We start from the raw sequence: 18,049 nt of genomic DNA on the forward strand, positions 1-18,049 counted from the left end.
TAGGACTTCAGTTCAGGGAGGAAAGTTCGGGCCGATTCTAACAGATTTGGCAGGGGTCTCAGTTCAGCATTTTGAAGTTTTAGGCGACCGGTTTTGCCAAGAACTCTTCAAATGCTGCAGCGGGCAGGGGGCGGGAGAAGAAGTACCCTTGGCCGTGATCACAGCCGATTTCCAACAGTAGGTGTTGCTGAGCCTGAGTTTCTACACCCTCAGCGATAACGTGAAGGCCAAGCCTGTGAGCCATCATCACAATGGCTTCAGAAAGCACTAGGTCGTTCTGGTCTGTTTCGAGATTCTGAATAAAAGACTGGTCAATTTTGAGGTAGTCAATATCGAACCGCTTGAGATAAGACAGCGCTGAATAGCCCACGCCAAAGTCGTCAATGGCAACCTGAATGCCTGCATCCCGGAACCGGAGCAACTTTTCTTTGACTCCATCGCTGGCATTCAGAAGCAGCCCCTCGGTGATTTCGATACTTAGATGCTTCGCATCCAACCCAATTTCACTCAGGTGGTGCAGCCAGTCTGCAATACTCAGTGCGTCACTTTGAAATTGCACAGGCGAAACATTCACTGATATCTGTAACCCGATATCGTATAACTCACACCAGCGTTTTGCCTGAGCGGCAGCCTCTCTAAATACCCAGTCGCCGATTTTGACGATTAATCCAGATTCTTCCGCCAGAGGAATAAACTCGGCCGGGCTGATCATTCCGCGCTCTGGATGATTCCAGCGTATTAAGGCTTCAGCTTTGCAGACATTCCCGTTCGCAAGATCAATTATGGGCTGGAAGTGGAGCTCGAACTGCCGGTTCTCAACGGCTGAGCGCATATCATGCAGCAATTTAAGGCGGTTCTGAGCTTCATCGTGTAGTGATTGGGTAAAGTAAGCAAGGCGGTTTCGCCCTGATGTCTTCGCGGCGTACATAGCCTGATCGGCGTTACTGATTAACTGAAATGCCTCTGCGGCGTCGTTTGGACAGAAAGTGATGCCAGCGCTGGCCTGAACATAAATTGTTTCATTATTAATAGTGTAAGGTTTTGCCAGCACACGAATGATCTGCTCGGCCACCTTTTCACCGTCGAGCGTATTTTCAAGCCGGGGGAGGATAACGGTGAATTCGTCGCCACTCATGCGAGCGACCGTATCTGACTCCCTCACACAACTGTTAATTCTAACGGCAGCTTCCACCAACAACTGGTCGCCTACTGGGTGTCCGAGTGTGTCGTTAACATCTTTAAAGTGGTCGAGGTCAATAAACAACAGCGCTAGCAATGAATCTTGGCGTAGCGACTTGCGAATTTCTTGCTCCAAGCGGTCTTGAAACATATACCGGTTTGGTAAGTTGGTCAGGAAGTCGTAGTTTGCTTGGCGCCAAATCAGTTCGTCCGAGCGCACCTTACCAGTGATGTCCGAACCTATCACCACGTGCCTCTGGATATCACCGTTTTTATTTCGAATAACGTTAATGGTGAGCCACGAAGGAAAGGCCTCGCCATTTTTCCGGCGATTCCACACCTCGCCCTGCCAAAATCCTTGCTGAGCCACCTCTTGCCAAATCGCCTGAAAAAACTCGGCGTTGTGATGGCCGGAGTGGAGAATAGAGGGGTCTTTGCCACGGGTTTCTTCAAGAGTGTAACCGGTGACTTTGGTAAAGGCGGGGTTGATTGCAACAATACGATTGTGGGTGTCAGTAACCATCACGGCTTCTGAGCTGTTGCGGTAGATGGAAGACGCAAGATGAAGCTCTTCCTGAGCGTGTGCCCGCTCGATAGCGATCCCAACAAGATTGGCGGCGCTCTCAATCAATGCGATTTCTTGCGTGTCTGGAGCGCAGGGTTCCTTGCGGTAGATCGCGAAGGTGCCCAAGACGTTACCAGACGCCGCTTGTATAGGTTCCGACCAGCAAGAGCCGAGCCCCGCCTCGGCGGCAAGGCCTTTAAAGTTCTCCCAGTAAGGATGGGACGCGATGTCTTCGACAACCGTGCGCTTTCCGGTAAAGGCTGAGGTGCCACAGGAGCCAACGCCCACGCCTATGCTAACGCCATTGATGGCTTCGGTAAAAAAGCCGGGTAAGGAGGGCGCTGCACCACTGAACAGATGTTTTCCTTCATCGTCCATAAGAAGAATGGAACACATGGAGTTTGAGTAAATGGATTCGACCGACTCGATAACCTGCGACATGATTTCTTTTAATGAACCGCCTCGCGCGACTTTTTCCAACGTTTGCCGTCGCATTTGTTCACGCCGAGCGGCCATTTTTCGGAAGGAAACGTCTTCAATCAGCGCTACCGCATAATCGAAACTGCCGTCAGCATGTCGAACTGCGCGCACAGCTAAATGGGTGTCGAGAAAATAACCGGATTTGTGGATAAACCGTTTTTCAACGGAAAGCTCATCAACCTTGCCTTCGACCAGTTGCATGTAACGAGCGCGACTGAACTCTATATCGTCGGGGTGGATTACATCCGCCCATGTTGTAGCCATCAACTCTTTGGCTGTATAACCGAGCATGTTACACAGTGCTTGATTGACTTCTATCCAGCCTTTCGCTGGACTGGATGCAGCCATGCCAAACATGGAGCGCTCAAAATAGGCTCGGAAATGTTGTTCACTGGATCGCAACGCCTCCAGTGCGTTACGGCGCTCGCTCTCTCGATCAAAGCTGTCGAATGCGAAGGTAATGTTGAGAGCCAGTTCATTGAGAAGGGCGGTCACCTCACGGTCGAAAAAGCCGTCATCCACATGAAAAGCCGACAAAACACCAAAAGGCTGGCCACCGCGCTTAACGGGAAATTGTGCAGTCGCTAGGGGGGCGTTATCTTTCAGGTCGGCAATTCCAATCCAGCTGAATTGGATACCGCAGACATCGTTGGCAATTTGGCACACCAAAGGAAGTAACGCATCTTCATAACGTGTTCGGATGATGGCTTGGTTGATTTCGTTCAGAGCACGATATACGAGGGCCAGTCTTTGGGCGCGCGAAACTGAAGGCGCATCTTCATCGGCACCTGAGCTTGGTTTTGCTTGATCGGCCTCGCTGTTAGAAGATGAAGTCACAATGCTGCTCGCTGTGGCCCGAAATTGATCGATGTTTATCGTAAGAGTGTTCAATCTTTTTATGCAAAGTACAAGTAAATTACGGGGAAGGCCTGTTTATAGTTCAGGCGTTTCGCAACGGTTTGATAGATGACAGGGTCTACTATGAATAAGATGCATATTGATATCGTTTCTGACATTGCTTGCCCTTGGTGTGCCATTGGCTACGCTCGTTTAAAGCTCGCAATGGAGCAGTTGTCGGCAAATTATGAATTTACAGTTCAGTGGCATGCATTTGAGCTGAACCCGGATAACAGCGGTGATGGCGAGCCTATTTTGCCGGCTTTGGCGCGCAAATATGGGCGGAGCGAGGAAGAGTTGCGCGCAACTCAAGATCAGATGATGGCTATCGCCGAAGGGCTGGGACTGAATTTTGAAAAGATTCAGGAGCGACTTGTCTGTAATACCTTTGATGCCCACCGGTTGGTTAAATGGGCGGGTGAGCAGGAATGTCAGACCGAGTTGAAGCAAGCATTGTTTGAAGCCTATTTTGGCAGGGCTGAGAATGTGGCCGATCACGATATTCTACTCGGGTGTGTTGAGGCCCTTGGGCTGGATGTGGAAAAAGCCCGGGAAGTGTTGAACTCAGACCAATACGCGGTTGCCGTGCGCAAGGATGAAGCCACTTACCAGAAGGCGGGCGTCTCAGCTGTTCCAGCATTTATTGTTAACGGCAAGTATCTTATTTCCGGCGCTCAGGAACCCGATACTCTGGTGCAGGCGTTGCAGGAGATGGCAGAGTCTGATTAAAAAAGCCTGAAAAGAGATCTGCTAAGCGAGATTTTAACACCACGTAATTAAGGTCGCCTTGTATGACGGAACTCAAGCAAATTGCTGGCCTTGCGCCGAGCCAGCTTCTTAATATCGAAGGCCACTTAGAGCGTTGCTACATCCAGCCTAAAAAACTGCCGGGTGCACTGACTCTGGTTGCTCGGCGAGGAGAGATTGCTTATGTGAAGGCTCAGGGGCTAATGGATGTGGAGCGCAACAAGCCTGTCTGCCGGGACACTGTTTTCCGCATATACTCCATGACAAAACCGATCACATCGATTGCCATGATGCAGCTCTACGAGCAAGGCCGGTTTTTACTGGACGACCCGGTACACAAGTACATTCCGGCTTGGAAAAATCTGCGGGTTTATAAAAGCGGTCTCTATCCCGAGTTTTTGACGACACCCGCAGCCAGCCCCATGACGATTCGCAACCTGTTCACGCATATGTCTGGCCTGACCTATGGGTTTATGAATCGGACCAATGTTGACGCTGCCTATCGAGAGTTAGGGCTTGATGGTAGCAGGGACCTGACCATGGAGGCGCTGGTTGATCAGTTGGCGGAGCTGCCCTTGGAGTTTTCGCCGGGTACGGCTTGGAACTATTCCGTCAGCACCGATGTGCTGGGGTATCTGGTGCAGTTGTTGTCTGGTCAGCCGTTTGACGAGTATCTGCGAGAGCATATCTTTGACCCCCTAAACATGGCAGACACCGGCTTCTATGTCCGTGATGATCAGCTTGATAGATTCGCTGCCTGTTATGTTTACCAGCCCGGTGATCAGTTCAAATTGCAGGATGATCCGGAGACGTCTCCTTTTCGACATAAGGGTCGATTCCTGTCTGGCGGCGGCGGGTTGGTTTCCACCATTGACGACTACTTCCATTTTGCTCAGGCCCTGTGTCAGGGCGGAGAATTTCAGGGGCAGCGCATCATTGGGCGAAAAACCTTAGAGTTCATGCGCCACAACCACCTGCCGGGCAATCAAGATTTGCCGGGCCTTTCAGTGGGCGCCTTCAGCGAAACACCCTATGCCGGAAGTGGTTTTGGTCTGGGCTTTTCGGTAAAAACAGATGTGGCCAAATCACAGGTTAACGGGTCTGTGGGCGAGTACGGTTGGGGGGGCTTGGCAAGTACCAACTTTTACATTGATCCCGTTGAGGAATTGGTCGTGATCTTTATGACGCAACTGATTCCTTCGTCCTCTTACCCTATCCGGCAGGAGTTGCGGGCTATCGTTAATGGAGCCTTGGTGTGACTTACTGGCGCCCTCTGGCGAAGTCAGAAGAGGTTTCCGCCCTTGTGGTTTATCTGGCATCGGACGAATCCAGTTACTCTACGGGTTCCGAGTTTGTGGTTGATGGCGGCTTAACTGCGCAGTAACGCTCTGAGATAGTTGTGAGCTCGTCAATATGAAAAGCAACTCTGTGGCTAGCTCACTTCCTCCCTACGAAGCCTATCAAGCCGCGCTGGTTTCCGGCTTTGAAGACGACCCCGCCCAACAGCATGCGGCTATATGTTTGCAGCGCTGCTATGAGCAGCTTCAAGTCGGGCATCCTGATATTCAGGGTGTCTATCTTTGGGGGCCTGTAGGGCGCGGAAAAACCTGGCTGATGGACCGTTTTCACCAGTCGCTTACCGTGCCGGCGCGTCGGCAGCACTTTCATCATTTTATGCGCTGGGTGCACCGGCGCCTGTTTCAGTTAACCGGGCAAGAAGACTCGCTTGGCCTTCTTGCGCGAGAGTTGGCCGCTGAAGCGCGGGTGCTGTGTCTGGATGAGTTGTTCGTCAGTGACATTGGTGATGCCGTGTTGCTGGGTGGCTTGTTTCAGCAGCTTTTCGCTCAGGGTTTGGTTCTGGTTGCCACGTCTAACCAGCCACCGGATGACTTGTACAAAGACGGCTTTAATCGTGAGCGACTATTGCCTGCCATTGATGCTCTAAAACAGTATATGCAGGTAGTGAGCGTGGATGGTGGCCAGGATCACCGGCTTCACCCTGGCGAGCGTAAACAGCGTTATTGGGTTGGCCAGCCGCAGGCTCTGGAAGCCGCATTTGCGGAGTTGCTTTGCGAGGGTGAGCAGCTAAACAGTGAGCCCCTTCGCTTGGGCCACAGCGATATCAGAGTGGTCCAACGCAGCGAACATGCGCTTTGGTGTCGCTATGAAGACCTATGTGAGCAGAAGCTTGCGGCGCAGGATTTTATAGAACTTTGTGATCGTTTCACCTATGTGTTTTTGAGTGAAGTGCCTCAGCTCGCCGGAGGCGGGCAGCAAAAAGCCATTGCTCGTGGCACTGAAGACGGCGTGACTCAAGTTGAGGCTGGAGATCGCCAGTTGCCAGCATTGACCCATCTGGATGATGGCGCGCGCCGGTTTATTGCTTTGGTTGATGAATGTTACGACCGTGGCATTCCACTTTATCTCGACGCTGCGGTGCCGTTGAGTGAACTCTACAGTGTGGGCGCACTGGCTTTTCCGTTCCGCCGCACTTTGAGTCGCTTGCAGGAGATGCAGTTGCAGCGATTTGGCCAGGCAGGTCACTAGTCTGGGTGCATGCTATTTACGTTAAGAATTTGCGAGACTGTGTTAAATTTGTAGATGACATCGAGCGTATTATCGCCAAAGATCCAGCCCGGAGCTCGAACACTATGCCCAGTAATAACTCATGAGTATAAAAATAGATAAAGGGCAAAAGGAACATGCGGTCAGCCTAGGGAGTGACCAACTCATTAGAACCATCATAGATGATGCGCCAAATATGATGGGGTATTGGGGAAGAGATTTACGCTGTCGCTTTGCGAATGCTGCATATAGCCAATGGTTTGGTATACCGCCCGAAAAGATTATAGGGATGCGGTTTCAAGACTTGGTAAGCGAGCAATTGTTCAAACTGAATGAGCCCCATATACGCGGTGCCTTGGCAGGAGAGCAGCAGCGTTTTGAACGCACGTTAAGCAAAGCTGATGGAAGCGTTGGGCACATCATTGGGCATTACATTCCGGATGTGGACGCCGATGGGGTGGTCAGGGGCTTCTCAATACAAGCCAATGAAGTAACCGTCCTCAAGGAAATTGAGGCGAAACTCAAACTGGCTGCGCGCGTCTTTGAGAATACACTTGACGGTGTTCTGATCACCGATACCTGCGGCACGATCCTGTCGGTTAACCCTGGCTTCACTGAAATCACGGGCTACACAGCTGATGAGGCTGTCGGACAAACCCCTCGCATTCTGCAATCCAAACAACACGATCAGCCATTTTACGCCGCTATGTGGGAAGAAATAGAAGCCTGTGGCCGTTGGCATGGCGAGATCTGGAATCGTCGTAAAGATGGAGAGCTCTACTTACAACGTATGACGATCAGCATGGTGCCTGATGACTCTGGCATACCAGAGCGGTACGTATCGGTATTCAGTGATATTACGGCGCTTTGGCGTAAAGATGAGCACATTAAACATCTGGCATTTCACGATGCTTTGACCGACTTACCGAACCGCACGTTATTGATGGACCGGATTGACCAGCAGCTACTTCATTCCAAACGGGACCAGACTCACTTTGCACTGATGTTTCTAGATCTTGACGGGTTTAAGCGGGTTAATGATCAGTTGGGGCATAACGTTGGGGACGATCTATTAAAAAGTGTGGCGAAACGGCTTCTGGCGCTGGTGCGTAGATCGGACACTGTGGCCCGCGTGGGTGGCGACGAGTTTATCTTCATCCTTAATAATCCGCAGGGAAAGGATGAAATCACCCAAGTGGCGGACCGCATCGTCAGCTCAATTAATGAGCCAGTAGAGATTCTCGGCGACCTGCTTCAGGTGGGAGTGTCCATCGGCATTGCTATGTACCCTGCAGGAGGAGGCACATCTGTTGATTTAATAAGAAATGCCGATACAGCAATGTATGCAGCCAAAAGTTCAGGCACGAACAATATCCGCTTTTTCTCAGCTGATTAATGCTAACCAAAACCACTCACCCGCGCGCGACGAACGTATTGGCGCGTCGCGCGCTAAGTTTACATATACACGCCGCCGTTTACGTTAATCTGCTGGCCGGTAATGTAGTCCCCTTCCGTCGCTAGGAATACCACAGCACGTGCAATTTCGTCTGGCTGTCCAAATCGGCCCATGGGCACCCTTGCAACGATCTTCTCGCGGATGTTCTCGGGTATCTGGGCGACCATTTCTGTATCAGTAAAGCCGGGCGCTATGGCATTCACTGTAATGTTGTACTTTGCCGTTTCCAGTGCCAAGGTTTTGGTAAACGCAATTACGCCAGCCTTGCTGGCTGCGTAATTCGCCTGCCCGAAGTTGCCGGACTGGCCGACAAAAGAACTGATGTTGATGATGCGCCCGTACGTCTGCTCTAACATGATGTTTAGCACTTCGGAGCAGGTTGCGAATACGCTTCCCAAATTCGTATCCAGAACATCGTCCCAGTCATCGTCCGTGAGCTTTTTCATCGTCTTGTCTCGGGTGATACCGGCGTTGTTCACCAGAATGTCGATGCGCCCCCATTGTTTATGAACTTCCCTGATGACGCCGCGCGCCTCCGGCTTATTGGCCAAATTGGCCTTGATGGCCATTGCCCGGACACCGATCTCTTCAAGTTCTTTAATGACTCCTTCTGCATCCGATTGGCGTGAGCGATAGTTGATTGCGACATCGGCACCGCGTTGGGCAAGCTTAAGTGCAATGTGTCGCCCGATGCCACGTGATCCACCGGTAACGATGGCGACCTTGCCTTTGAGGTCTTGCATGACTCTCTCCTTGGGATGTTAACCCTTGTCTCGCTTGTCTGTTGTTGTTTGAGATAGGTCACATCCACACAAGACTTGTTGTGAGGAAGGCCTATTTTCAAGCTAGCAGAGACCTATCTGACTCGCTATGTGCCAAGTCAAAAACGAGTCATGCGGCGCGAATGAAACTCCGTAGTTTCGGTGCAATGGATTCCCGCCATTGGCTGCCGTTGAAAACACCATAATGGCCAACACCTGACTGAAGGTGATGCAAGCGGCGGGTTTGCGGCACATTGACACATAAATCGTGGGCCGCCTGAGTTTGGCCCGGGCTGGAGATGTCGTCTTTTTCGCCTTCAATCGTCATCAGTGCAGTGCTTCGTATTGCGGCAGGATTCACTGTGCGCCCACGGTATGTGAAGCAGCCTCGTGCTAGCGCAAACTCCTGAAAAACTCGCTGGATGGTTTCTAAATAATAGGGTGCCGGAAGGTCCATCACTGACAGATATTCGTCATAGAAGTCGCGGTGACGATTTACCTTGTCAGTCTCATTGTCACGGATGGATCTGAACAGCCCGCGGTAGGCATCAACATGGCGGTCGAGGTTCATGTTCACAAACCCGGCTAGCTGCAGGAATCCAGGGTAAACCATGCGTAAGGCGCCAGGGTAGGGGGCGGGAACCGGGTGAACGAGGTTGGTTTTGAACCAGAACAGTTTGTGCTTGGTGGCCAGTTTGCAAGGCGCGGTGGGGTCAATTCGGGCATCGATCGGGCCGCTCATCAGCGCTAGCGAACGGGGTGCCGAAGAGTGGCCATCCTCGGCCATGATGGCAGTTGCTGCGAGTGCTGCTACTACGGGCTGACACACTGCCAGAACATGGGTGTTTGGCCCGATATGGCTAATGAAATCTATGATGTAATCAATGTAATCGTCGAGACCAAAATCGCCTTCCGATAAAGGAACCAGACACGCATCGCGCCAATCGGTGATGTATACGTCGTGCTCCGGCAGCATGGCCTCCACGGTGCCGCGCAGTAGTGACGCAAAGTGGCCCGACAACGGAGCGATAATCAGCAGTTTTGGGTCATCGGGTCGTGCTACATCGCGCTTGAAATGCTTGAGCTGCGCAAACGGTTTGCGCTTTACAATGGTTTCGTGAACGGCGACTTCTTTGCCGTCACACAGAGTAGTGGGCAGATTAAAGGCAGGCTTCGAATAGCGGCGGGTAAGGTCGCCAAACACACCGTAGGCGGAGGCAACGCTGCGCGCTCCGGGCATCAAGGATAACGGGCTTTGCGGGTGTTGGAGCAGGTTGCTTTGAGCCTTGGTTAGCATACGTACAGGTTTCAGCGCGGCGCGGCCGATCTCGTAAGCAAAGTACATCATGAGCTTGTCCTACTTAAGTTCTGGGTTGTGGCATCGTCCCAGTGAGCCTTAGGCAATCCGTGATTCCCACATTATCACGTTTTTGCTGAACCGGTTCCGACAACCAACGTAGCTTGCGCTCTTGGCTGCAGATAATGTACTTATGCCCCTCCCCAAATTTATCGAGCTCTGGTTTTTATGACTACCTATTTCATTCAGGCTTTCATTTATCTCGTGGCTGCGGTGATTGCAGTGCCATTGGCGAAGCGCTTTGGTTTGGGCTCCGTGCTGGGTTACCTAGTTGCCGGCGTTGTAATCGGGCCAGTCATGGGGCTTGTGGGACAGGAAGCCAGCACTATTCAGCACTTCGCCGAATTCGGTGTTGTCATGATGCTGTTCCTGATCGGTATGGAGATTGACCCCAAGGCGCTTTGGGCGATGAGGGTTCGGCTTTTGGGGCTTGGTGGGCTTCAGGTGACCTTAACGGCTGCGGCTGGAATGTCGATCGCTTGGTGGCTTGGGCTGCAATGGCAGACGGCATTAACCGTTGGGTTTATTTTCGCTGTGTCATCCACTGCTATTGTGCTGCAAACGCTGGATGAAAAGGGCCTGTCGAAAACGGAAGGCGGGCGGAATGCCTTTTCTGTCCTGCTGTTTCAGGACATCGCGGTTATCCCCATGCTTGCCTTGATTCCATTATTGGCGTTGCCGGGTTTAAGGGGTGGTAGCGGTGCTGAGTCACCCGCCGACGCAGGGCTTAGCCTTGTTTCTGGTCTGCCGGGTTGGGCCCATGCCTTGGTTGTTGTGGGCGCAGTCGCTGCGGTTATTGTAGGCGGTTATTACCTAAGCCGGCCGCTGTTCCGTTACGTAGTGAAGTCCGGGCTGCGGGAGGTTTTCACGGCCACGGCATTGATGCTGGTAATCGGCATTGCTGCTCTGATGAGTGTGGTGAACCTGTCCCCAGCTTTGGGTGCTTTTTTGGCCGGTGTGGTTTTGGCCAACAGTGAATTCAGGCATGAGTTAGAAGCCAACATTGAGCCCTTCAAGGGTTTGTTGCTTGGCCTATTTTTTATCACCGTGGGCGCCGGTATCAACTTCGAGGTGTTGGTGGCTGAGTGGGTCACTGTTGTTTCACTGGGTGTTGCAGTGATTGCAGTAAAGGCTTTGATCCTGCTGGCTCTTGCCCGGCTGTTTGGCATTCGTAGCAGCAACGGCTGGCTATTTACGCTGGGTTTGGCGCAGGCAGGCGAATTCGGTTTTGTGTTACTTACCTACAGCGTTCAAAGCCATGTGATTTCGCAAGACATCGCTCAGGTTCTCTCGCTGGTTGTTGCCCTCTCCATGTTCCTCACGCCGCTACTATTTATTGTTTACGACCGAGTTGTGTTGCCCCGATATCGGCGCTCCAAGAACGATGAGCGAGACGCCGACATCATAGATGAGCAAGGCCCAGTTATTGTGGCTGGGGTAGGGCGGTTTGGGCAGATAATTTGCCGCTTACTAAGGGCGAACAATATTCCTATTGTTGTGCTAGACCACGAACTCGAACAGATCGAAAATGTTCGCCAAATCAACATCAAGAGCTTTTTTGGCGATGCCAGCCGCCCCGACCTGTTGGAAAAAGCAGGCATCGAAAAGGCTCGCTTGCTAGTTGTAGCGATTGACGACCGGGACCGCTCGGTAAAGATGGTGGAGCATGTGAAAAAGTTTTTCCCGGGTGTTTGGGTGCTGGCCCGTGCCTTTGACCGTGGCCACGGCTACCAGCTTCGGGAGGCGGGTGCTGACGATGTAATGAGCGAGACCTACCATTCCGCTCTCGAGTTGGGAGGCCATGCGCTGACGGCTATGGGGGTGCACCCGATGCGCGCGAAGCAAATGACTTGGGCATTTGTGCAAAATGAGAAGGCCCATGAGGAGGAGTTATTCGAAGCTTGGAAGGAGATTGAGCAAGGCATTAAGTTTAGCCCGCGCTATGGCGAGCTGTTTATGAAGCTTGAAGAAGCGCTGAGCAGTTCTATGCACCGAGAGTGGAATGAACCCAAACCAGAGGATGTTCCAATTTGGGTTCCGCCGCAAAAGTGAGTGACTCTGTCGGTAGCAAACTCTGAGTTATTCAGGCTCGGATGCTGGGTTAACGCAACGGTAAAATGCCTCCAATATGCTGTATGTACCAAATGCGAACAGTCCGACGGCGACCAATGCCATCAGTGGCGTACCGAAGGGCTGCTGGCGGAATGTATCGAATACTTCTGCGATGCCACCTGCTTCTTCAGGATTGAGGTGATAAGCCGCCATAAGGAAAAACGTGCCAGTGACCATGAACACCAATCCGCGAGACATTAGCCCGAATCGGCATATGGGGTAGGCCCAGCGTTGAGTGTTATGTGGCATGTCAAAGTGACGGTCAAATTGTGCTCTTGCGCCTTTGACACCGTGAGCCACACCTGCGGAGATCATCACTAGGCCAACGGCGCCAACCAACCACCGCCCATACGGCTGTGTCATCAGCCAGCTCGCAGTATTTGCGGAGCCGCCACCGCTTGAGTCGTTGCCGCCCAACGTCAAAACCAACTTGATTGCGAATACCGCAAGAAGCATGTGGGTGATCGCGCTTATTGCCAGACTCGTTCGAATAGTGAGGCCCTTCGGGCTTTTTCCGTGGTGGTCGGTATCTGTGAATGCTTGCACGCACCGCCATAACGCATAACTTATAAGGCCCAGTGCTAAGGTGCCCAGCAGCACATTGCCCATGGGCGCTGTTAATAATTGCGCTAGTGCGCCCTTGCTGCCGGTGGTTTTGCCGCCTTGATCAACAGCCGCCAGCGTAGCAAGCCCACCGATCAACAAGTAGACAATACCTCTGGATGCATAGCCAAGACGGGCAACCAGAGTGAGCAGGTGTTCAGGAGCCATTGTCGTTAACAGTTGCAAGTGCAACTTGGCAGATGTGGTGTAGGCCGCAGCAAATGAGGGAGGCTTTTATCATGATCACGCCTTTTATGATTGTTGCGTTCAGTCTACTATCCCAGAAGATGTTTGCGTAACCTTTGCACGCGTATCCACTTGGTAAAATGCAACTTAGCGATAACCCATGGCTGGCCTGATGATTAGCTTGATTAAACCTGCCTCGGCGGTGATAGAGCGTGTTTAAAACCCGGATAAAGTTCCCTGTTGTTACTGTCACCCTCGTATTGGCTGCGTTGCTTTATGTTTTTTGGGATCAAACCCGCGAGCGGCCCGAACCGGTTGACGCAGGCCGCTTTACCAACCTTCAGAATAATCCGGTAAAGCTCAGCACAACTGTGGATTGGGTGATCACGCAGGTCCCCTCATTCTGTGAACAGGCCTCCGACCAGAGCGAAAAAGCTCAAGTGAGTTGTGTTGAGTCTGCACAGACACGCAGTTCAACCTGCCGGCGGGGTGTGAATGACCGCTTCCCGAGCGTTGTGGCCTCAGAAGCGGTTTTTCGGGATGTTTCGATTACGTTGATTAACTGCCTTATGCAGGCTCGGTAGCCTTAGCACTCACCACTCACCACCTTAGCACTCACCACCTTAGTGCTCATCACCTTAATACTACCGGCACCCGATGATACCCGCCCACGGGCGCTACTTCCCGTTCAGGCGGTTGGTCCACTGCCAGTTCAACTGTTTGCAGTGCAGTGAGCATAGTCTGTAATGCAATCCTGAGCTCCCATGTGGCCAACAGACGGCCCGGGCAGACGTGTTTACCCGCACCGTAGAGAAGGTTTGCGGCGGCGTTGCCTTGCGGATCAAATCGATTGTTGTCGAAGACGGTTTCATCGCGGTTGGCGGAGGTCCAGTTCAACTTTACTTTTGCGCCACTGGGAATCTCTCGGCCACCGATGTGCACCGGGCAAGTCGTGACACGTCGATTGGAGACAAATGGGTTATCCAGACGCAATATTTCATTGATGGTCGCTTCGACTTCGTCGTTTGAAGCCGCTCGCATCTGCACCGCCAACTCGGGATGCTGGGCTATATGGGCGATGAGTACACCAACACAAAGAGCAATAGAACCCAAATCACCCCCCGTCCAGTTGCGTAGAATTGAGACCAGCTCCGCCTCCGTGAGTTGGCGGCCTTGTACTGTCTCGCGGCAAAGCTTTGTGGTTAGGTCGTCTGGCGCCTTGTTAGCGGCTGAACGGCGCGGCTGGATCACCGAACGAATAATTTCATCAAACTGCTCGGCAACGTTTGCCATCAAAGTGTGGTCGTCGGAACGAGTAGCGGCATGGTTTTCTTGCATCCATGCCAACAGCTTTGGCTCCAGCTCTTCAGGCCACCCCAGCCAGGCACACTGGGCGCGAACGGCAAATACAGCGCCTATGTCGTTAACCGCATCCAGTACTTTGCCCTTCGGCAGCTCCTCCATCAGCTGCGACGCAACACGCTTAAAAACGGGAATGAAGGGCTCTAGTGCTTCGCGGGTAAGGTACTTTTCAACAATGTTGCGGTAGAGGGTGTGCTCCTCGCCATCTAATCCATTTGGAACCTGTAGGTACCGTGAGACTTGACTGGAGAATCGTTCATGGTCCATGGCTGCAGCTAGAACGTCGGCATGCCGGAGCAGTACCCATTCGCCCTTAGTGTTTCGCACGACAGGATGTTTGGGGCGTAGTTCATCGGTGTAGGCCCTCAAATCACGGCCAGCTGCGGACAAATCATCCGGCATGTGGTCTGTCATAGTGACTCCTTTTCCATCAACAATAGCTTGCCTGATCAGCATACCCGCAATTGCTTAATTCAAAAATGCGAAAGGACAAGAGCTGCCAGACGCTGCTCCTATTGCTGGAAATCTGCGTGAGTTGGCCACCAAAGACATCACTGTTTTTGCAGGAGTAACTTCAGTGCCATTACCGCGGCTTTGGTCTCGCGTTCGCTGGCGCTGGCAAAGCCCATTACCAATCCGGTTCGGGCTTCCTCCCCGATAAAATGGACGCTCAAGGGGGTGCTGCCAAAGCCCTTGGTCCTGAGCTTTTGGCTGATATCGGCGTCGTCGAAGCTGCCTTCCAGAACCAGATGCATGCCCGCACTCTCCGCCACGGGTGTGACCAGCCCGCCTAGTTCCGCTAGCACAAGCTTTTGGAAGTATGTCCATTTCTCTTTATAGAGCTGCCTCATGCGACGCAGGTGGCGGTTGAACTGCCCGCTGGTAATGAATTCCGCTATGGTCGCCTGCATGAGCAGGGGTGTTTCACCGCCGGTAACCCGCTTGGCCCACAGGAATGCCTCCACCATGGCTTCGGGTACAACCAGATAGCCGACTCGCAAGCCGGGAAGCAGGGTTTTACTGAAGCTTCCAACGTAAAGAACAGGGGTGTTATCAAATAACCCCTGAATGGCGGCGAAGGGTTTGTTGTGAAAGTGGAATTCGCTGTCGTAGTCGTCTTCTACAATCCAGGTCTGATTGCGCTGTGCCCACTGAACCAAGGCCATACGCTGCGCAATATCCAGAATTCCGCCCATGGGATACTGGTGTGTAGGGGTGCAAAACAACAGTTTGGCTGGGCCCATATCCGCAAGCGCATCCACATCCAGCACCTGGCCTTCCAAGGGTACGGGCAATAACGGGTTGCCATAACGCCCCAGCGCATAACGGGCGCCGCGATAGCCTGGGTTCTCGCAGAACACGCGGTCACCAGTTTGAAGCAGTACATCTGCAATCAAAGACAATGCCTGCTGCGCACCGTTGGTGATGATGATTTGATGCTCGTGGCAGCGCACCCCGCGGGACTCCCGTGCATAGTCTGCAACGGCTTTCCTTAGTGGTAGATAGCCTTGAATGCAGTCATACCCTCTGAGCAGTCTGCGGCTTTCCTGATGATGCAGGATCCGGTTCCAGCTGCGGATCGGGAAGGCGTCCAGATCTGGCAGGCCCGGCTGGAAGGGTAGGTTGGCGTCTTCCCCTAGTCGCATACTGTGCTTTGGCACGACGGGCAAAGGTGGCAGGGGCTGAGCATTGCTTGGCACATGCAAGACCGCATGATCGGGCTTGTTCAGGCTGGCACGGATGTCCTCGTTGACGAACACCCCTTTGCCCGGATAGCTCAGCAGAAAGCCTTCTGCTTTAAGCTGGTCGTAAACCGCATTTACGGTATTTCTGCTCACCCCAAGATCTGCTGCCAGCTGCCTGCTTGATGGCAGTTGCCTGCCGGGCAGGTAGCGCTGGTCGATGATGCGTTGGGACAGTTGTCGATAGAGCTGTTGTTGCAGGGGGTTGGCCGAATCCAGCCGGATATCGTTTATCACTTTAACTGGCCCTACTAAAAATCATAATGTGGATCTTTTGATGGTATCAGATGTTTTCTTTAATAGCGGGGTACTTAACGAAAGGAACCTATGATGTCTTTAAAGGAAACCGACACCGCTGCCTTGTCTTCCCTTTCCTGTTGCCCGCGCAGCCGCGTGAAGCGCGCTGCGAAACGTGCGAGCTATGAGCGCGCGGAAGCTTACGCCCTGATCGACCGTTTAAAGACAGCCCATGTTGGGTTTGTGGAGGAGGGAGAGCCCAGAATTATTCCGCTTACGGCCTGGCGTCTGGGGGATGATCTTTATCTCCATAGCTTGAGCGGTGGCCGCTTGTGCAAGCAGCTGGAATCCGGTGCGCAGCTGTGTATTTCGTTTGCGGTAACGGAAGAATGGGTGATGAGTAAATCGGCCTATCACCATAGCGCAAACTACTCATCGCTGGTGTTGTTCGGAAAAGCCCAGCGGGTGCTGAACGATGTTGCGTTCGATGAGGCGTTCAAGGCTATTATCAACCAGCTTTCACCGGGGCGATGGGATCAGGTTCGCGCCCCCAGTGCCAACGAGCGTAAAGCAACGGCTCTGTTTCGTGTGCCCATTGAAGAAGGCGCATTTAAAAGCCGAACCGGTGGGCCCAACGAGGAACCGGAGGATATGGCGCTGCCTGTGTGGCATGGTACGCAAGCGGTGTAGGTTTCAGCAATTCACTAATCCGCTATATAACCTAAGTTGCAAGCATGCTAAAAGATGGCCGTCTCAGTGGCGGCCCACAGATTAAGATGTGCTATGCCAGAGAATTTTATCCACGAAAGAGGAATGCACATGCTTATTTGTGGTGTTGAATTAAGCGGAAGCGAAGCGGTGGTGTGCTTGTTGAACTTGGAGATGGGGCAGTTCAGCCTGCCAGAGAACAATGTTCGAAAGATTACCTTGAAGAAGAATCATACCCGTGAAGATCTAAAACAGTTTCAGGTATCTTTTGCGGAGTTTCTGGCAGAGCACAATGTGAAAAAAGTAGCCATTAAAGAGCGCATGCCCAAAGGCAAGTTTGCCGGTGGGGCAATCAGCTTCAAAATGGAAGCGGCTATTCAGTTGCTGCCGGAGGCTGATGTTGAGGTGGAGTTGCTTTCATCAGCAACCATCAAAGCGACATTGTCTGCCAAGCCGCTGCCCATTCCTTTTGCAGAAACAGGCTTGAAGGTATTTCAGGAAACGGCGTTTGTTGCGGCCTACGTGGGGCATCTGGCGAAGTAGCCGGTGCTCTTCGCCAGATCAAAAAAACCTTATTGAGCGGTTGTAACGTACTTCAGAATCTCAACGATCTGTTCGGGTGTTTGCGCCCATGCCATGGCGGATGCGTCCACTTCTTTCAGAGGGTGGATAATATCTTCTGCGTGCAGGGTAACGTAGGGTGTGCCCATAGCTGCACAGAAACCGGCATCAAAAGCCGCGTTCCATTGCTTGTACTTGTCACCAAACCGAATCACCGCCAAATCGCACTGCTCCAGCAGGGTTTTGGTGCGTATGCCATTTACCTTGGAGGACTGGTGGTCGCGCCAGAAAGCCACGTCCGGCTTACCTAACATATCGCCCGCTGCGTCGCTGGCTTCGTGGTTGGTCACAGGCGCAGTAAATTCCACTGGCAGCCCAGCCGCTTCTGCTCCAGCTTGAATCTGCTCACGCCAGTCAGTGTGAATTTCGCCAGAGAGATACACAGTCCAGATCATGGAGTTCTCCTAAGTAAAATGGGTAAGGAAGGTTTGAGCCTTCGAGACCCTACCATAGCCCAGTAATTTAAAGAAT

The 18,049-nt window shown here is 52.5% G+C and carries 16 protein-coding genes; 9 read left to right on the forward strand and 7 right to left on the reverse strand.

Features of this window, described 5'->3' with window-relative positions:
- Positions 1–79: 79 nt before the first annotated feature.
- Positions 80–3,061, reverse strand: coding sequence for an EAL domain-containing protein (locus FE845_RS16985; RefSeq protein WP_200367337.1), 2,982 nt, complete (start codon positions 3,059–3,061; stop codon positions 80–82).
- Positions 3,062–3,205: 144 nt separating this feature from the next.
- Here FE845_RS16985 and FE845_RS16990 point away from each other — a divergent pair, with 144 nt between their 5' ends.
- The 5 genes from FE845_RS16990 to FE845_RS17010 all read left to right on the forward strand — a co-directional run bounded on the left by FE845_RS16990 (position 3,206) and on the right by FE845_RS17010 (position 7,829).
- Positions 3,206–3,850 (forward strand): DsbA family oxidoreductase, encoded by a 645-nt coding sequence (locus FE845_RS16990; protein ID WP_200367339.1) that lies wholly within the window; start codon positions 3,206–3,208, stop codon positions 3,848–3,850.
- 62 nt (positions 3,851–3,912) lie between these two features.
- Positions 3,913–5,127, forward strand: a complete 1,215-nt coding sequence (locus FE845_RS16995; protein ID WP_200367341.1) for a serine hydrolase domain-containing protein — start codon at positions 3,913–3,915, stop codon at positions 5,125–5,127.
- Complete coding sequence (locus FE845_RS17000) at positions 5,124–5,252, forward strand: SDR family oxidoreductase (RefSeq protein ID WP_200367343.1); 129 nt, start codon at positions 5,124–5,126, stop codon at positions 5,250–5,252. Before FE845_RS16995 ends, FE845_RS17000 begins: the two co-directional genes overlap by 4 nt.
- A 29-nt stretch (positions 5,253–5,281) precedes the next feature.
- The gene (gene zapE / locus FE845_RS17005; RefSeq protein ID WP_200367345.1) at positions 5,282–6,415 is read left to right on the forward strand and encodes a cell division protein ZapE; all 1,134 of its coding nucleotides are present in this window, start codon (positions 5,282–5,284) and stop codon (positions 6,413–6,415) included.
- 121 nt (positions 6,416–6,536) lie between these two features.
- The gene (locus FE845_RS17010) at positions 6,537–7,829 is read left to right on the forward strand and encodes a diguanylate cyclase domain-containing protein (RefSeq protein WP_200367354.1); all 1,293 of its coding nucleotides are present in this window, start codon (positions 6,537–6,539) and stop codon (positions 7,827–7,829) included.
- A 59-nt stretch (positions 7,830–7,888) separates the two neighbouring features.
- Here FE845_RS17010 and fabG read toward each other — a convergent pair whose 3' ends face one another.
- Complete coding sequence (gene fabG, locus FE845_RS17015; protein WP_200367356.1) at positions 7,889–8,632, reverse strand: 3-oxoacyl-[acyl-carrier-protein] reductase; 744 nt, start codon at positions 8,630–8,632, stop codon at positions 7,889–7,891.
- A gap of 148 nt (positions 8,633–8,780) precedes the next feature.
- The gene (locus tag FE845_RS17020) at positions 8,781–9,998 is read right to left on the reverse strand and encodes a polyhydroxyalkanoate depolymerase (protein WP_200367358.1); all 1,218 of its coding nucleotides are present in this window, start codon (positions 9,996–9,998) and stop codon (positions 8,781–8,783) included.
- 177 nt (positions 9,999–10,175) lie between these two features.
- On the opposite strand from FE845_RS17020, the gene FE845_RS17025 reads away from it, so the two are divergent.
- Positions 10,176–12,059, forward strand: a complete 1,884-nt coding sequence (locus FE845_RS17025) for a monovalent cation:proton antiporter-2 (CPA2) family protein (RefSeq protein ID WP_200367360.1) — start codon at positions 10,176–10,178, stop codon at positions 12,057–12,059.
- A 27-nt stretch (positions 12,060–12,086) separates the two neighbouring features.
- On the opposite strand, the gene FE845_RS17030 is transcribed toward FE845_RS17025, so the two are convergent.
- Positions 12,087–12,890: a DUF1206 domain-containing protein gene (locus FE845_RS17030; RefSeq protein ID WP_200367362.1), complete on the reverse strand. Its 804-nt coding sequence runs from the start codon at positions 12,888–12,890 to the stop codon at positions 12,087–12,089.
- Positions 12,891–13,120: 230 nt separating this feature from the next.
- Here FE845_RS17030 and FE845_RS17035 point away from each other — a divergent pair, with 230 nt between their 5' ends.
- Positions 13,121–13,492: a hypothetical protein gene (locus tag FE845_RS17035; RefSeq protein WP_227714463.1), complete on the forward strand. Its 372-nt coding sequence runs from the start codon at positions 13,121–13,123 to the stop codon at positions 13,490–13,492.
- A 49-nt stretch (positions 13,493–13,541) separates the two neighbouring features.
- Here the strand turns inward: FE845_RS17035 and FE845_RS17040 are convergent, their stop codons facing one another.
- Both FE845_RS17040 and FE845_RS17045 read right to left on the reverse strand, forming a co-directional pair.
- Positions 13,542–14,684, reverse strand: coding sequence for a cytochrome P450 (locus FE845_RS17040; RefSeq protein ID WP_200367363.1), 1,143 nt, complete (start codon positions 14,682–14,684; stop codon positions 13,542–13,544).
- Positions 14,685–14,821: 137 nt separating this feature from the next.
- Positions 14,822–16,249 carry a PLP-dependent aminotransferase family protein gene (locus FE845_RS17045; protein ID WP_200367364.1) on the reverse strand — a complete coding sequence of 476 codons (1,428 nt, stop codon included), beginning with the start codon at positions 16,247–16,249 and terminating at the stop codon, positions 14,822–14,824.
- Between the two features lie 93 nt (positions 16,250–16,342).
- On the opposite strand from FE845_RS17045, the gene FE845_RS17050 reads away from it, so the two are divergent.
- Both FE845_RS17050 and FE845_RS17055 read left to right on the forward strand, forming a co-directional pair.
- Positions 16,343–16,939 carry a pyridoxamine 5'-phosphate oxidase family protein gene (locus FE845_RS17050; protein WP_200367365.1) on the forward strand — a complete coding sequence of 199 codons (597 nt, stop codon included), beginning with the start codon at positions 16,343–16,345 and terminating at the stop codon, positions 16,937–16,939.
- Positions 16,940–17,068: 129 nt separating this feature from the next.
- The gene (locus tag FE845_RS17055; RefSeq protein ID WP_200367462.1) at positions 17,069–17,500 is read left to right on the forward strand and encodes a DUF3010 family protein; all 432 of its coding nucleotides are present in this window, start codon (positions 17,069–17,071) and stop codon (positions 17,498–17,500) included.
- A 29-nt stretch (positions 17,501–17,529) separates the two neighbouring features.
- Here FE845_RS17055 and FE845_RS17060 read toward each other — a convergent pair whose 3' ends face one another.
- On the reverse strand, positions 17,530–17,973 hold the full coding sequence (locus FE845_RS17060; protein ID WP_200367366.1) for a YtoQ family protein: 444 nt from the start codon (positions 17,971–17,973) through the stop codon (positions 17,530–17,532).
- Positions 17,974–18,049 lie beyond the last annotated feature (76 nt).

The organism is Marinobacter sp. 1-4A (assembly GCF_016597725.1).
GTDB lineage: Bacteria > Pseudomonadota > Gammaproteobacteria > Pseudomonadales > Oleiphilaceae > Marinobacter.

What these genes read in the sequence shown, in the direction of transcription:
- FE845_RS16990 (WP_200367339.1), top strand. Translation starts at nt 3,206, where the DNA reads ATGAATAAGATGCATATTGATATCGTTTCTGACATTGCTTGCCCTTGG.
- FE845_RS16995 (WP_200367341.1), top strand. Translation starts at nt 3,913, where the DNA reads ATGACGGAACTCAAGCAAATTGCTGGCCTTGCGCCGAGCCAGCTTCTT.
- zapE (WP_200367345.1), top strand. Translation starts at nt 5,282, where the DNA reads ATGAAAAGCAACTCTGTGGCTAGCTCACTTCCTCCCTACGAAGCCTAT.
- FE845_RS17010 (WP_200367354.1), top strand. Translation starts at nt 6,537, where the DNA reads ATGAGTATAAAAATAGATAAAGGGCAAAAGGAACATGCGGTCAGCCTA.
- fabG (WP_200367356.1), bottom strand. Translation starts at nt 8,632, where the DNA reads ATGCAAGACCTCAAAGGCAAGGTCGCCATCGTTACCGGTGGATCACGT.
- FE845_RS17020 (WP_200367358.1), bottom strand. Translation starts at nt 9,998, where the DNA reads ATGATGTACTTTGCTTACGAGATCGGCCGCGCCGCGCTGAAACCTGTA.
- FE845_RS17025 (WP_200367360.1), top strand. Translation starts at nt 10,176, where the DNA reads ATGACTACCTATTTCATTCAGGCTTTCATTTATCTCGTGGCTGCGGTG.
- FE845_RS17030 (WP_200367362.1), bottom strand. Translation starts at nt 12,890, where the DNA reads ATGGCTCCTGAACACCTGCTCACTCTGGTTGCCCGTCTTGGCTATGCA.
- FE845_RS17040 (WP_200367363.1), bottom strand. Translation starts at nt 14,684, where the DNA reads ATGACAGACCACATGCCGGATGATTTGTCCGCAGCTGGCCGTGATTTG.
- FE845_RS17050 (WP_200367365.1), top strand. Translation starts at nt 16,343, where the DNA reads ATGTCTTTAAAGGAAACCGACACCGCTGCCTTGTCTTCCCTTTCCTGT.
- FE845_RS17055 (WP_200367462.1), top strand. Translation starts at nt 17,069, where the DNA reads ATGCTTATTTGTGGTGTTGAATTAAGCGGAAGCGAAGCGGTGGTGTGC.
- FE845_RS17060 (WP_200367366.1), bottom strand. Translation starts at nt 17,973, where the DNA reads ATGATCTGGACTGTGTATCTCTCTGGCGAAATTCACACTGACTGGCGT.